The sequence below is a fragment of the Streptomyces sp. NPDC059696 genome (genome assembly GCF_042733745.1).
In the GTDB taxonomy this organism is placed as follows: Bacteria; Actinomycetota; Actinomycetes; order Streptomycetales; family Streptomycetaceae; genus Streptomyces.
This window is the reverse complement of the sequence record NZ_JBHWFG010000055.1, coordinates 23406-36863: the sequence shown is the minus strand read 5'-3', so window position 1 is coordinate 36863 and position 13458 is coordinate 23406. Positions and strand designations below refer to the sequence as shown.

Here is a 13458-nt window from a genome sequence, read left to right as displayed (position 1 = left end):
CGGGTGATCCGGCGAGACAGACCTCGCGGGGGGCGGGTGATCCGGCGAGACAGACCTCGCGGGGGGCGGGTGATCCGGCGAGACAGACCTCGCGGGGGGCGGGTGATCCGGCGAGACAGACCTCGCGGTGCGAGTGATCCGGCGAGACAGACCTCGCGGGGTGCGGGTGGTCGGGCGGGTGCGGGTTGCCGTGGGCCGGCCGCGCCCGCGCGGCGGAGCCGCATGCCTCGGCGGAGCCGCATGCCTCGGCGGAGCCGCATGCCGACACGGCCCGCGTCCCCATGGGGGGCGTCTCGATCACGCATGTCCCGGGCTCACGCGTCAGAATCGGGGCGTGGACCTCACTCTGCTCGGTACCGGTGCCCCCGCGGGTCTTCCCCGCCCCGAATGTCCCTGCGCGGCCTGTGCGGTCGCTCTCGGACCGGACGCGCGGGCGGCCACCGCGTTGCTGCTGGACGGGGTGCTGCTGCTCGACCTGACGCCGGGTGCGGCGTTCGCCGCGGCGCGGGCGGGCCGTTCCCTGACCGGTGTCCGGCAGGTGCTGCTGTCGCATCCGCACGACGGTCCGGCGGTCGAGGTGCCCGCGGGGCTGCCACAGCCCGGACGGGTGCCGGACGGGCGGGAGTTGACGCTGCTGACGGGGCACCGGGTGCGGGCGGTGGCGCTGGACGCGCCGGGCACGGGGTACGCGGTGACCGGGCCGGAGGGGCAGCGGCTGCTGTATCTGCCGCCGGGCGGGGCGCCGGCGGGCCTGGCGGAGCCGGCCGAGACGTACGACATGGTCCTCGCCGATGTCGTGGGGCGGCCGGACGCGCTGGCCCGGCTGCGGGCGGTGGGGGCGGTCGGCCCGACCACCGACGTGGTCGCCGTCCACCTGGACCACGACCTGCCGCCCGGCCCGGAGCTGGGACGGCGGCTCGCGGCCGCCGGGGCGCGGGCCGTACCGGACGGGGTGACGCTGACGGTGGGGGCGTACGAGGACGTGCCGGACGTGCCGCGGCGGACCCTGGTGCTGGGCGGGGCGCGGTCGGGCAAGTCCGTGGAGGCCGAGCGGAGGCTGGAGGCCTTTCCGGACGTGCTGTACGTGGCGACCGGCGGGTCGCGCAACGGGGACACGGAGTGGTCCTCGCGGGTGTCGGCCCACCGGGAGCGGCGGCCGGGGTCGTGGCAGACGGTCGAGACCTGCGATCTGGTGCCGCTGCTGGAGGCCGAGGGGCCGCCCCTGCTCATCGACTGCCTGTCCCTGTGGCTGACCGACGCGATGGACGCGGCCGGGGCGTGGGACGACGCGGTGTGGGCGGAGCGCGGGGAGAAGGCGCTGCGGGAGCGGGTGCGGGAGCTGACGGAGGCGGTGCGCGCCACCCGGCGGACCGTGGTCGCCGTGTCGAACGAGGTGGGCTCGGGGATCGTCCCGTCGACGGCGTCGGGGCGGCGCTACCGGGACGAACTCGGCCGGCTGAACGCGGGGTTCGCGGACGAGTGCGAGCACGTGCTGCTGGTGGTGGCGGGACAGGCGCTGGTGCTGAAGGGCTGACCGGGGCCCCGCAGCTCGCCTCCTGCCCGCCCGGCCTACGGGGCTGTGCGGGCGATCACCCGGTAGGGGCTGTGCGGGCGATCACCCGGTAGGTGTTCGCGAAGCGGGTGCGGCGGGTCACCGGGGCGATGAGGTGGTCGGCCAGGGCCGCCGCGGCGACCAGGGGGACGCCCGCGCGGAGCAGCGCCGCGCGGGTGTGCCGCTGGACCGGGGGCGGGGGGATCGCCCGCCAGGGGGTGTCCGGGGCGGGCAGGGCGTGGGAGAGGGCCAGGGACGTGGCGCCCGCGAGGTCGTGGGGGACGTGCACCGGGCGGTGGTCGAGCGTGAGGATCGTGCAGCCGGCCGACTCCAGTTCCGCGCGGACGTTCTGCGGGGGCAGCAGGTGGAGGTGGCGCGGTTGGTCGTAGGGGAGCCACCAGCGGCCCAGCAGGGCGGCGAAGACGCTGCGGGGGCTCAGGGTCTCGATGAGCAGGTGGCCGCCGGGGCGCAGGACGGACAGGGCGGCGCGGAGTTCCGCCCGGGGGTCGGGGGTGCCCTCCAGGTGGTGGAGCATGCTGACCACGTCGTAGCGGGCGCGCAGGGGGCCGGCGATCTTGGGGTCCGTCAGACGGCCGACGTGGGCCTCCTCGACGCGGTCGGCGGTGCGGGCGCGGACCACGCGCGGGGTGGGGTCCAGGCCGTCGAAGGCGGTGTAGGGGAAGAACTGCCGGGCCGTGGCGGGAAAGCGGGCGTGGCCCGTCCCGACGTCGAGCCAGCTCTCCGGCTCGCCGCAGCGCAGCATCGCGCGGGCCGCCGAGCGGTGGCGGCGGGGGCTGCCGCGCAGGGCGAGGAGGCCGTCGCTCGCCGGGTCCCTGGGCGCGCCGCGCGCGGTGCGGTGGTAGAGGGCGAGGCCCTCCGCGGTCAGGCGCGGGTTCTGGAAGGTGTGGCCGCAGTCCCGGCAGGCGTCGACGGTGAAACTGCCCGGCTTGTACTGCCGCAGGTCACCCGTGCGCAGCCGGTTGCGCAGCGAGGTGGAGCCGCACCAGGGGCAGTCCTCCCGGCGCGGTTCGTGGACCCGGGTGGTCGCCTGGGGGACCGGGGGTGCTGAGGGGGCGGAGTGGTGTGCGGGCATGGGCGGCTCCCGGGCGCGACGACGTACCGCTAGGACGTAGGGGGACGTAGGGGGACGTGGGCGAACGACATACGACAAGCCACTGACAATCCGCTGCAAAACGGAACGTATGGGATGCCGATCCCGGGTGCAACGACGTCGCCCTGACGGAGTGGTGATGTGGCGCCGTGCTGTTCGAGCGGGGCCGGTACTGTTCGGCGAATGAGCTCGCTTAATCTCGACGACTTCACCGATCTGATCGAGCGTCCGGACGGCGGGATCCGCCGGGACGCCGAGGCGCGCCGGGAGCGACAGATCGTGCCGCCCGGGTCGCTGGGCCGCCTCGACGAACTGGGTGAGTGGCTGGCGGCGGCGCAGTCCGCCGTGCCGGTCCGGCCGGTCGAACGGCCGCGGGTGGTGCTCTTCGCCGGTGACCACGGCGTCGCCGGGCTGGGCGTCTCGGCCCGTGCGGCGGGCAGCGCCGGGGAGTTGGTGCGCGAGGTGCTGGAGGGCGGCCGGCCCGTGTCGGTGCTGGCGCGGCGGCTGGGCGTGCCGGTGCGGATCGTCGACATGGGGCTGGACTGCGACCCGGAATCCCTCCCGGCGGATGTCGTACGGCACCGGGTGCGGCGCGGCAGCGGGCGGATCGACATCGAGGACGCGCTCACCCTGGAGGAGGCGGAGGCGGCGTTCCGGGCAGGCGTCGCGGTGGCCGACGAGGAGGCCGACTCGGGCACGGACCTGGTGGTGCTCGGCGATGTCAGCGTCGGCGGGACCACGGTGGCGGGCGTGCTGGTGGCCGCGCTGTGCGGGGTGGACGCGTCGGTCGTCACCGGGCGCGGCGGGCTGGCGATCGACGATCTGGCGTGGATGCGCAAGTGCGCCGCGGTTCGCGACGCGCTGCGCCGGGCACGGCCGGTGCTCGGGGACCAGTTGCAGCTGCTGGCGTCGGTGGGCGGGGCCGACTTCGCCGCGATGACGGGTTTCCTGCTGCAGAGCGCGGTGCGCAAGCTGCCGGTGGTGCTCGACGGCGTCGTGTCGGCGGCGTGCGCGCTGGTCGGACAGCGGATCGCGTTCCGGGCGCCGGACTGGTGGCTGGCCGCGCACGACAGCGGGGAGCCCGGGCAGGCGAAGGCGCTGGACCGGATGGCGCTGGAGCCGCTGCTCACCCACGGGGTGACCGTCGGGGAGGGCGCGGGGGGCCTGCTGGCGCTGCCACTGGTGCAGGCGGCTGCCGCGCTGGCGGCGGAGCTGCCCGAGAAGCCGAAGGAGTCCGAGGAGGCGCCGGAGTCCGAGGAGGCGAACGGGCCCGTGGAGTCGGAGGCCCCGGGGGCGGCCGGCGAGCGGTAACGGCCCGAGATCCAGGTCACGCCCGCCTGGCTCAACTTCGTCCCGCTCCGGTCGGTCCTGGAACGTGGTGTCGGTTTGACTGAGTCGCAGACACCCTCCGACCAGGCCCCGCACGGACGAGGACGACCGCCGCATGACCACGCTCGCCCGCTGGGCCCGCGCCGAATGGGGTGCGCTGTACGCCGCGGTGCGCGGGCCGCTGGCCGAACGGCGGTGGCGGGCCGTGCCGATGGCGGTCGCGGCCGTGTGCCTCACGGCGGTGCTGCACGTCGTGCACCACCAGTCGTGGGGCTACGAGGCCGTGCAGGAGGCCGGCGGGGTGCGGGCCGCGGATCCGCTGTGGTTGGCGCTGCTGCGGACGCCGTTGTCGCTGTTCGTGCCGGCGCTGGACCTGCCGGTGTGGGGCGCGCTGGTACAGATCCTGCTGGTGTTCGGCATCGCCGAGCTGTGCCTGGGCCGCCGGCGGACCCTGGCCCTCGCCTACGTCGCGACGCTCGCGGGCACGCTGTACTCGCGTGCGGGCATCTGGCTCGGCCCGGACTCCCCGCTCGGTCTGCCCGCCTCGGACGCCCGGGTCGTGGACACCGGGCCGTCCGCCGCGGTGGTGGGCCTCGCCGTCTTCCTGGGGTGGCGCTACCGCGCGTACGTCACGGCCTCGGTGGTGATCGGGGCGATGGTGGCCGAGGTCGCGCTCAAGGAGAACCTCGCGGGCAAGGAACACCTGGCGGCGATCGCGGCGGTGCTGGTGCTGTGCGTGGCCGGAGAGCTGCGTCAGCGGCGTTCGAGGGACCGGGCCGGCTCGGGGTCGGGCGCGCCGCCGAGCCAGTCGTGAAACGCCCGTGACGGGGCCGCCCAGCGGCGGTCGTGGTGATAGGAGCGCAGGGCGGATCTGGCCCGGGCGCGGGGCCGGTTGCGGTAGAACCGCTTGGCCCACGGGGAGGTGGGCGTGGCCAGCCGTACGGCCCCGACCAGGGCGATGAAGGGGATGATCACACCCACGACCGCGACGCGGATCTTGCCCTTGAACAGGGCGATGAGGGCGAACCCGAAGTTGACGAGGATGTTCACGAGGACGACGGCACGGTTCTGCTGCTGGTCGTCGTTGAGGTCGTTGACGCCCAGCGGCGAGAAGCCGATCAGGAGCAGGCCGACGAGCGCGGCGGTGAGGACGACCATCTCCACGCTCTTGCGGCCGTCCGGGGTCCAGTAGACGTCGGCGAGGTGCAGCACCAGGGCGAACTCGTCGAGGACCAGGCCCGCGCCGATGCCGAACAGCACCGCGGCCAGGCACGACCCGAAGCCGTGCTGGCCGCCCGCCACCGCGCCGAAGCCGCCGATGAGCGTCAGGATGATCCCGGGGACCACGTGGTGGACGTGGACGCCCCCGCTGCTGACGTTGCCGAAGGGCCCCTTGCCCGCCCGGATCAGGCGGGTGATGAGCCGGGTGATCAGGAAGGTCGTGACGAACGCGATCAGAGCGAGAAGCAGCGGCAGCTTGCCGGGTTCGATGATGTTCCGCTCCAGCCATCCCATATGTGAACTTTATCCTTGGCTGCCGCTCCCGCTCTCCTGACCGGCCGGTAGCCTGCGCCGGTGACCGGAACTTCCCCCCTCGACGGCCTCCGCTTCGCCTTCGGCACCTTGACGGTGATCCCTGTGCGGGTGACCCGGTGGGACCGCCGGGCCGCTCGTGACGGCATGCTGTGCGCTCCGCTGGCGGGTCTCGCGGTCGGTGCGGGCGCCGCCGGGCTCGGGCTGGCGCTGCTGCTCCTCGGTGCGGGCGCCCCGCTCGCCGCCGTGGCGGGTGTCGCCGTGCCGGCCGCGCTCACCCGGGGGCTGCACCTCGACGGGCTCGCGGACACCGCCGACGGGCTGGGCAGCGGCAAGCCCGCCGAGGACGCGCTGCGGATCATGAAACAGTCGGACATCGGGCCGTTCGGGGTGATCACCCTGGTCCTCGTCCTGCTCGCGCAGGTCGCCGCGCTCACGCAGGCCTTCGACGCCTCCTGGGCCCGGGGTGCGTGCGCCGCGGTCGTCTCGGCGACCTGTGCCCGGCTGGCCCTGACCCTGGCGGCCCGGACCGGGGTCCCGGCGGCCCGGCCGGAGGGGCTCGGGGCGGCGGTCGCGGGTGTGGTGCCCGTACGGGGGGCGGTGATCGCCACCGTGGCCGTCACGGGAGCGGCGGCAGCGGCCGGCGCCCTCCTCGGGCCGTACGACGTGATCCGGACGGTGCTCGCGGTGGTCCTCGCCCTGGCCGCCGCGGAAGCCCTGCTGCGTCACTGCACGCGCCGCTTCGGCGGGGTCACGGGGGACGTGTTCGGCGGTCTGGCGGAGACGGCGGCCACCACGGCGCTGGTCGTTCTGTCACTGGGCTGAAACGATCTCCCCGTCCCCCTCCTGCACGGGTCGCCCAGCGGCTAACTTCCTGCCCCGACACACCTGTGATCGGGGGACGTTCATGCCGAAACTGCGCCGCGCCGCGGCCTGGCTCGTCGATTTCGCGCTGGTGCTGGCGCTGGCCTCGGCGCTCGCCGTGCTCACCTTCCACCGGGTCTCCGCGCTCGTCACCGACGTGCCCGAGCTGGCCGCCCGCGGCGGTTTCGACCTGCTGACCTCACGCGGCGACGTGCTCGACGCCTCGCAGGACCTCGGGCTGACGCTGTGGGACAAGTCGGTGCTCTACGTCGAGCAGGCCTTCGGGCTGCTGGTGCTGACGGTGTTCCTCTACCAGTGGGGGTGCCTGGCCCTGGCCGGGCGCACCGTCGGCAAGGCCCTGGTGGGGCTGAAGGTGACGACGGACTCCCCGCGCCGGGTCAGGGCGGCACGCCGGGCCGCGGTCACCACCGCCGCGGACGTCGCCGTGTACGCCGTGGCCTGCGTGCTGCTGGTCGAGGGGCAGGTCGTGCTGTCGGTGCTGGTGTGGGCGGTCGCGGTGGTGCTGTTCCTGCTGAACGCGCTGCCGGTCCTCTCCCCCGCCCGGCGCTCCCTCGCCGACCGGGTCGCGGGCACCGCCGTCACCGGCATCGCGCTCAGCAGGCCCGTCGCCATGCCCCCAGTTCGTACTTCTTGAGCAGCGAACTGAGCTTCAGGCGGCGCGAGTCGGCGCAGAAGCGGGCGGTGGGCAGCTCGTACTCGACGTGGAAGACGGCCTTGCCCGCCGCGACGAACGGCTTCAGGGCCGTGCACTCGCCGTACTGGGCGCACTGTTCGTTGACCGCGAAGTCGAAGTCGCCGACCAGTTCCGGGATCTGGTCCAGGTCGTTCTTGAGGCCGACGGCCAGACCGCGGTCGTGGGCGAGCCGGGCGACGAGGCGGTTGTAGCGCAACTGGTCGGTGGCCGTGAGCGGGAAACCGGTGTCGTTGCGGTAGCCGTCCATGTTGTCGGGTTCCACCGCGTCGAAGCCCTTGTCGCGGCACATGTCGATGCGGGCCGCCATGAGCGGTTCCAGGACGTCGGTGCGGCGGATGTCCAGCCAGCGCTCGCCCTTCCATCCGTTGCCGCGCCCGAGCACGGCTCTCGGGAACTTCCCCGCGTCCGGGCGGAACTCCTCCCAGGCGCCCGTGGAGAGGTAGCAGATGACCTTGCGGCCCTGGTCGTGCAACCGGGCGACGGTGTCCTCGGAGTGGTCGAAGCCGTCGATGTCGTAGACCGGCGCGTCGACGGAGGTGTCCAGGCGCCCGCTGAGCTGCCACTGCCAGGCGATGCCGGGGCGGGGCTGCCAGCGCGTGCCGGGCTTGTCGTCGGGCGCCCGGGAACATCCCGCGAGCAGCAGGACGAGCAGGGCGACGAGCGGGAACGGGCGTCTCACGGGGCGTTCTCCGTGGTGTCTGTGGGGCGCGGGGCGTACGGGAGTGCGCCCCTGGGATGATCTCCGGTCCCGGGCCTCGCGCGGCGCACCGCCGCGCCCCGCGCCCGGGCCGGACCCTCCGGGGTGGCCGGTGGCGCTCACCGGGTCGCGACGAGTGTGACCCGGTTCACCGGTGTGGGGGACCGAGAACTGGCCACTGGGCCACCGACAGGTGAACGCCCGCAGGCATGAGCGAACGGGACCACGCGCGTAGTCTCGTCGTCGAGTGTTCGCCGCACCGGGGAAGGCCCCGCGAGACCCGCCCTCGGAGGTCCGCATAGGGTCGGCTGTCGGGCCCGGTCGACCCACACCGTTCGACCACAGCAACTTCACATCGGAAGCGAGATTTCACCACCGTGACTGCTCTCACTCTCAGCACCGCCGCGGCGCCCGGTCTGCGGGCCGACGCGATCGTGATCGGTGTCGCCAAGGGTGCCAAGGGGCCGGTCGTCGCACCGGGCGCCGAGGCCGTGGACAAGGCGTACGACGGCAGGCTCGCCGGCGTCCTGGAGACGCTCGGCGCCTCCGGCGGCGAGGGCGAGGTGACGAAGCTGCCGGCGCCGTCCGGCTTCAAGACACCGCTCGTCCTGGCGGTCGGCCTGGGCGCGGTGCCCGAGAAGGACGCCGAGTACGGCACCGAGTCCCTGCGCAAGGCCGCCGGTGTCGCCGCCCGCGCCCTGGCCGGGTCGAAGAAGGCCGCCTTCGCGCTGCCGCTGGGCGACGCCGCCGACGCCGGCGCGGTCGGGGAGGGCGCGCTGCTCGGCGCGTACTCCTTCGACGCCTACAAGGACAACGGCAAGGACCCCAAGGCGAAGAACGGCAAGGCGCCCCTCGCCGAGGTCGTCCTGCTCGGGGGCAAGCCGCGCGACAAGGCGTACAAGGCCGCGGTCGAGCGTGCCGTCGCCGTGTCCGAGGAGCTCAACCGCTCCCGCGACCTGGTCAACACCCCGCCGAACGACCTCAACCCCGAGTCGTTCGCCGCGATCGCCCAGGCCGCGGCCAAGGAACACGGCATCAAGATCCAGGTGCTCGACGAGAAGGCCCTGACCAAGGGCGGCTACGGCGGCATCCTCGGCGTCGGCTCCGGCTCCGCGGCCACCCCGCGCCTGGTCAAGCTGTCGTACACCTCCTCCAAGGCGAAGAAGCACCTCGCCTTCGTCGGCAAGGGCATCACCTACGACTCGGGCGGCATCTCGCTGAAGCCGGCCGGTCACAACGAGACGATGAAGTGCGACATGGCCGGTGCGGCCGCGGTGTTCGCCGCGGTCGTCGCCGCCGCGCGTCTCGGCCTGGAGGTCAACGTCACCGGCTGGCTCGCCCTGGCCGAGAACATGCCCTCCGGGTCCGCGACCCGTCCGGGTGACGTGCTGCGGATGTACAGCGGCAAGACGGTGGAGGTGCTCAACACCGACGCCGAGGGCCGGCTGGTGCTCGCCGACGCGCTGTGGGCGGCCTCCCAGGAGAAGCCGGACGCGATCGTGGACGTGGCGACGCTGACCGGGGCGATGGTGCTGGCGCTGGGCAACCGGACGTTCGGGATCATGGGCAACGACGACGCGTTCCGTGCGGCGCTGGTCGAGGCCGCGGAGGAGGTCGGCGAGCCGGCGTGGCCGATGCCGCTGCCGGAGCACCTGCGCAAGGGGATGGACTCCCCCACCGCCGACATCGCGAACATGGGCGAGCGGATGGGCGGCGGGCTGGTGGCCGGTCTGTTCCTGCGCGAGTTCGTGGGCGAGGGGATCACCTGGGCGCACCTGGACATCGCCGGGCCGGCCTTCAACGAGGGCGGGCCCTTCGGGTACACGCCGAAGGGCGGTACGGGGACGGCTGTGCGGACGCTGGTGCGGCTGGCGGAGCTGACGGCTGCGGGTGATCTGGGCTGATCGTCGCCCAGTAGCTCGGTCTCGCCTGTTTGTGTGGCGAGTGCGGGGGCGTGGGGGCTGTTCGCGCAGTTCCCCGCGCCCCTTGGGCGCTGCCCTCGCGCCCGCGCGGCGGAGCCGCACATCGGACACAGCCCCGCGCCCCTTGGTGCGCTGTCCCCGCGCCCGCGCGGCGGAGCCGCACATCGGACACAGCCCCGCGCCCCTTGAGCGCTGTCCTCCGGGCATCACTGGTGTGGCTCATCTGAACGTGGGGCGTCTCACACCGCAGCCCGGCGTCTCCTTGTGTGCCGACAAGTGCGAAGATGGGGCTCGGCAGGACAGGGCCCCACCGAAGGGCCGAAGAACGAGCGGCCGGACACCAGCCGCCTGCCGGTCACTGACGACCGGCTCACGGCGCACATGCATGGAGGACGTGACGTGGCGAACGACGCCAGCACCGTTTTCGACCTAGTGATCCTCGGCGGTGGCAGCGGTGGTTACGCCGCGGCCCTGCGCGGGGCGCAGCTGGGCCTGGACGTCGCCCTGATCGAGAAGGACAAGGTCGGCGGCACCTGCCTGCACCGGGGATGCATCCCCACCAAGGCCCTGCTGCACGCGGGCGAGATCGCCGACCAGGCCCGCGAGAGCGAGCAGTTCGGTGTGAAGGCCTCCTTCGAGGGCATCGACATCGCCGGGGTCCACAAGTACAAGGACGGCGTGGTCGCCGGCCTGTACAAGGGCCTGCAGGGTCTCGTCGCCTCCCGGAAGGTGACGTACATCGAGGGTGAGGGCCGTCTCTCCTCGCCCACCTCCGTCGACGTGAACGGCCGCCGCGTCGAGGGCCGTCACATCCTGCTCGCGACCGGCTCCGTGCCGAAGTCGCTGCCGGGCCTGGACATCGACGGCAACCGGATCATCTCCTCCGACCACGCCCTCGTCCTGGACCGCGTGCCGAAGTCCGCGATCATCCTGGGCGGCGGCGTCATCGGCGTCGAGTTCGCCTCCGCGTGGAAGTCCTTCGGCACCGAGGTCACGATCGTCGAGGGCCTGAAGCACCTCGTCCCGGTCGAGGACGAGAACTCCTCCAAGCTGCTGGAGCGCGCGTTCCGCAAGCGCGGCATCAAGTTCAACCTGGGCACCTTCTTCCAGAAGGCCGAGTACACCCAGGACGGCGTCAAGGTCACCCTGGCCGACGGCAAGGAGTTCGAGGCCGAGGTCCTGCTGGTCGCCATCGGCCGCGGCCCCGTCTCCCAGGGCCTCGGCTACGAGGAGCAGGGCGTCGCCATGGACCGCGGCTACGTCCTGGTCGACGAGTACATGCGCACGAACGTGCCGACCATCTCCGCCGTCGGTGACCTCGTCCCGACCCTCCAGCTCGCGCACGTCGGCTTCGCCGAGGGCATCCTGGTGGCGGAGCGCCTGGCCGGTCTGAAGACCGTTCCGATCGACTACGACGGTGTCCCGCGGGTGACGTACTGCCACCCGGAGGTCGCCTCCGTCGGTATCACCGAGGCCAAGGCCAAGGAGATCTACGGTGCGGACAAGGTCGTCGCTCTGAAGTACAACCTCGCGGGCAACGGCAGGAGCAAGATCCTGAACACCGCGGGCGAGATCAAGCTCGTCCAGGTCAAGGACGGTGCCGTCGTCGGCGTCCACATGGTCGGCGACCGCATGGGCGAGCAGGTCGGCGAAGCCCAGCTGATCTACAACTGGGAGGCGCTGCCCGCCGAGGTCGCGCAGCTCATCCACGCCCACCCGACGCAGAACGAGGCGCTCGGCGAGGCCCACCTGGCCCTGGCCGGCAAGCCCCTCCACGCGCACGACTGACCCCTCGGTCGACGAACGCGACGACACAGACTTCCGCACTTTCCGTAAGGAGCAACCGAAACCATGGCGGTTTCCGTAACCCTTCCGGCGCTCGGTGAGAGCGTCACCGAGGGCACTGTCACCCGCTGGCTGAAGGCCGAGGGCGAGCGCGTCGAGGCCGACGAGCCGCTGCTCGAGGTGTCGACCGACAAGGTCGACACCGAGATCCCCTCGCCCGCCGCCGGTGTCCTGGCCTCCATCAAGGTCGCCGAGGACGAGACGGTCGAGGTCGGCGCCGAGCTGGCCCTGATCGACGACGGCAGCGGCGCGCCCGCCGCCGCCGAGGCCCCGCAGGCCGAGCAGGTCGCCGAGCCGGCCCCCGAGCCGGCCCCGGCCGCCCCGTCCACCGAGCAGGCCGCCCCGGCGCCCGCTCCCTCCGCCGACGCCGCCGCCGGCGGCGGTTCCGCCGAGGGCACGGACGTCGTCCTGCCCGCGCTCGGCGAGTCCGTCACCGAGGGCACCGTCACCCGCTGGCTGAAGTCGGTCGGTGACAGCGTCGAGGCCGACGAGCCGCTGCTCGAGGTCTCCACCGACAAGGTCGACACCGAGATCCCGGCCCCCACCTCGGGCACGCTGCTGGAGATCGTCGTCGGCGAGGACGAGACCGCCGAGGTCGGCGCCAAGCTCGCCGTCATCGGCGAGGCGGGTGCCGCTCCGGCCGCCGCCCCGGCGCAGGAGGCCCCGGCCGCCCCGGCCCAGCCCGAGCCGACCCCGGCTCCGGCCCCGGCGCAGCCCGCCCCCGCCCCGCAGGCCCCGTCGGCTCCGGCCCCGCAGCAGCAGACCACCCCGGCTCCCGAACCGGCTCCGTCCGCTCCCGCGCCGGCCCCGGCTCCGGCCCAGGCCCCGGCCGCTCCGGCCGCCGCCAAGCCGGCCGACGACGGCGCCTACGTCACCCCGCTGGTGCGCAAGCTCGCCGCCGAGCAGGGCGTCGACCTGGCCACCGTCAAGGGCACCGGCGTCGGCGGCCGTATCCGCAAGCAGGACGTCGTCGCCGCCGCCGAGGCCGCGAAGAGCGCCGCCGCCACCCCGGCCCCCGCCGCTGCCGCCCCGTCGGCCGCGAAGAAGGCCCCGGCGCTGGAGGCCTCCCCGCTGCGCGGCCAGACCGTCAAGATGCCGCGCATCCGCAAGGTCATCGGCGACAACATGGTCAAGGCCCTGCACGAGCAGGCCCAGCTGTCCTCGGTCGTCGAGGTCGACGTCACCCGTCTGATGAAGCTGCGCGCCCGTGCCAAGGACGCGTTCGCGGCCCGTGAGGGCGTCAAGCTCTCCCCGATGCCGTTCTTCGTCAGGGCCGCGGCCCAGGCGCTGAAGGCGCACGCGCCGATCAACGCCAGGATCAACGAGGCCGAGGGGACCATCACCTACTTCGACACCGAGAACATCGGTATCGCGGTGGACTCCGAGAAGGGCCTGATGACCCCGGTCATCAAGAACGCCGGTGACCTCAACCTCGCCGGCATCGCCAAGGCCACGGCCGACCTGGCGGGCAAGGTCCGCGCCAACAAGATCACCCCGGACGAGCTGTCCGGCGCGACCTTCACCATCTCCAACACCGGGTCGCGCGGCGCGCTCTTCGACACGATCATCGTGCCGCCGGGCCAGGTCGCCATCCTCGGCATCGGCGCGACGGTCAAGCGTCCCGCCGTCATCGAGACGGAGGAGGGCACGGTCATCGGCGTCCGCGACATGACGTACCTGACCCTGTCCTACGACCACCGCCTGGTGGACGGCGCCGACGCCGCCCGTTACCTGACGGCGGTCAAGGCCATCCTGGAGGCGGGCGAGTTCGAGGTCGAGCTCGGCCTCTGACCTTCATTGCGATCGCGCGGTGGCCCAGTGCCGCGATATAACGACCAGGGCCCCCCCCCGTAAGGGGCGCGGGGAAAAGAGCGAGCAAAACCCCCCAAC

Annotated in this window: 11 protein-coding genes; 8 read left to right on the top strand and 3 right to left on the bottom strand. The window is 73.4% G+C overall.

Translation table 11 applies throughout. The annotated features are described in order from the left end of the window. Positions 1 to 334: 334 nt before the first annotated feature. Positions 335 to 1534, top strand: coding sequence for a bifunctional adenosylcobinamide kinase/adenosylcobinamide-phosphate guanylyltransferase (locus tag ACFV20_RS35145; RefSeq protein ID WP_385664788.1), 1200 nt, complete (start codon positions 335 to 337; stop codon positions 1532 to 1534). A 55-nt stretch (positions 1535 to 1589) separates the two neighbouring features. Here ACFV20_RS35145 and ACFV20_RS35140 read toward each other — a convergent pair whose 3' ends face one another. After that, a complete protein-coding gene (locus tag ACFV20_RS35140; protein WP_385664785.1) occupies positions 1590 to 2645 on the bottom strand; it encodes a class I SAM-dependent methyltransferase in 1056 nt (351 codons plus the stop codon). Positions 2646 to 2846: 201 nt separating this feature from the next. Here ACFV20_RS35140 and cobT point away from each other — a divergent pair, with 201 nt between their 5' ends. After that, positions 2847 to 3974, top strand: coding sequence for a nicotinate-nucleotide--dimethylbenzimidazole phosphoribosyltransferase (cobT, locus tag ACFV20_RS35135; protein WP_385664782.1), 1128 nt, complete (start codon positions 2847 to 2849; stop codon positions 3972 to 3974). Between the two features lie 133 nt (positions 3975 to 4107). Beyond that, positions 4108 to 4806, top strand: a complete 699-nt coding sequence (locus tag ACFV20_RS35130; RefSeq protein ID WP_385664779.1) for a hypothetical protein — start codon at positions 4108 to 4110, stop codon at positions 4804 to 4806. Here ACFV20_RS35130 and ACFV20_RS35125 read toward each other — a convergent pair. Continuing rightward, positions 4746 to 5507 carry a hypothetical protein gene (locus ACFV20_RS35125; RefSeq protein WP_385664777.1) on the bottom strand — a complete coding sequence of 254 codons (762 nt, stop codon included), beginning with the start codon at positions 5505 to 5507 and terminating at the stop codon, positions 4746 to 4748. The genes ACFV20_RS35130 and ACFV20_RS35125 overlap by 61 nt on opposite strands. Positions 5508 to 5567: 60 nt before the next feature. Between ACFV20_RS35125 and ACFV20_RS35120 the strand changes: the two genes are divergently transcribed. After that, positions 5568 to 6350, top strand: coding sequence for an adenosylcobinamide-GDP ribazoletransferase (locus ACFV20_RS35120; RefSeq protein WP_385664774.1), 783 nt, complete (start codon positions 5568 to 5570; stop codon positions 6348 to 6350). An 82-nt stretch (positions 6351 to 6432) separates the two neighbouring features. Continuing rightward, complete coding sequence (locus ACFV20_RS35115) at positions 6433 to 7044, top strand: RDD family protein (RefSeq protein ID WP_385664771.1); 612 nt, start codon at positions 6433 to 6435, stop codon at positions 7042 to 7044. Here the strand turns inward: ACFV20_RS35115 and ACFV20_RS35110 are convergent. Beyond that, complete coding sequence (locus ACFV20_RS35110) at positions 7004 to 7783, bottom strand: endo alpha-1,4 polygalactosaminidase (RefSeq protein ID WP_385664768.1); 780 nt, start codon at positions 7781 to 7783, stop codon at positions 7004 to 7006. The genes ACFV20_RS35115 and ACFV20_RS35110 overlap by 41 nt on opposite strands. Positions 7784 to 8178: 395 nt before the next feature. On the opposite strand from ACFV20_RS35110, the gene ACFV20_RS35105 reads away from it, so the two are divergent. The 3 genes from ACFV20_RS35105 to sucB all read left to right on the top strand — a co-directional run bounded on the left by ACFV20_RS35105 (position 8179) and on the right by sucB (position 13359). Next, positions 8179 to 9705 (top strand): leucyl aminopeptidase, encoded by a 1527-nt coding sequence (locus tag ACFV20_RS35105; protein ID WP_385664765.1) that lies wholly within the window; start codon positions 8179 to 8181, stop codon positions 9703 to 9705. Between the two features lie 417 nt (positions 9706 to 10122). After that, the gene (gene lpdA / locus ACFV20_RS35100; RefSeq protein WP_362039465.1) at positions 10123 to 11511 is read left to right on the top strand and encodes a dihydrolipoyl dehydrogenase; all 1389 of its coding nucleotides are present in this window, start codon (positions 10123 to 10125) and stop codon (positions 11509 to 11511) included. 63 nt (positions 11512 to 11574) lie between these two features. After that, a complete protein-coding gene (gene sucB, locus ACFV20_RS35095) occupies positions 11575 to 13359 on the top strand; it encodes a 2-oxoglutarate dehydrogenase, E2 component, dihydrolipoamide succinyltransferase (RefSeq protein ID WP_385664762.1) in 1785 nt (594 codons plus the stop codon). Positions 13360 to 13458: the final 99 nt, after the last annotated feature.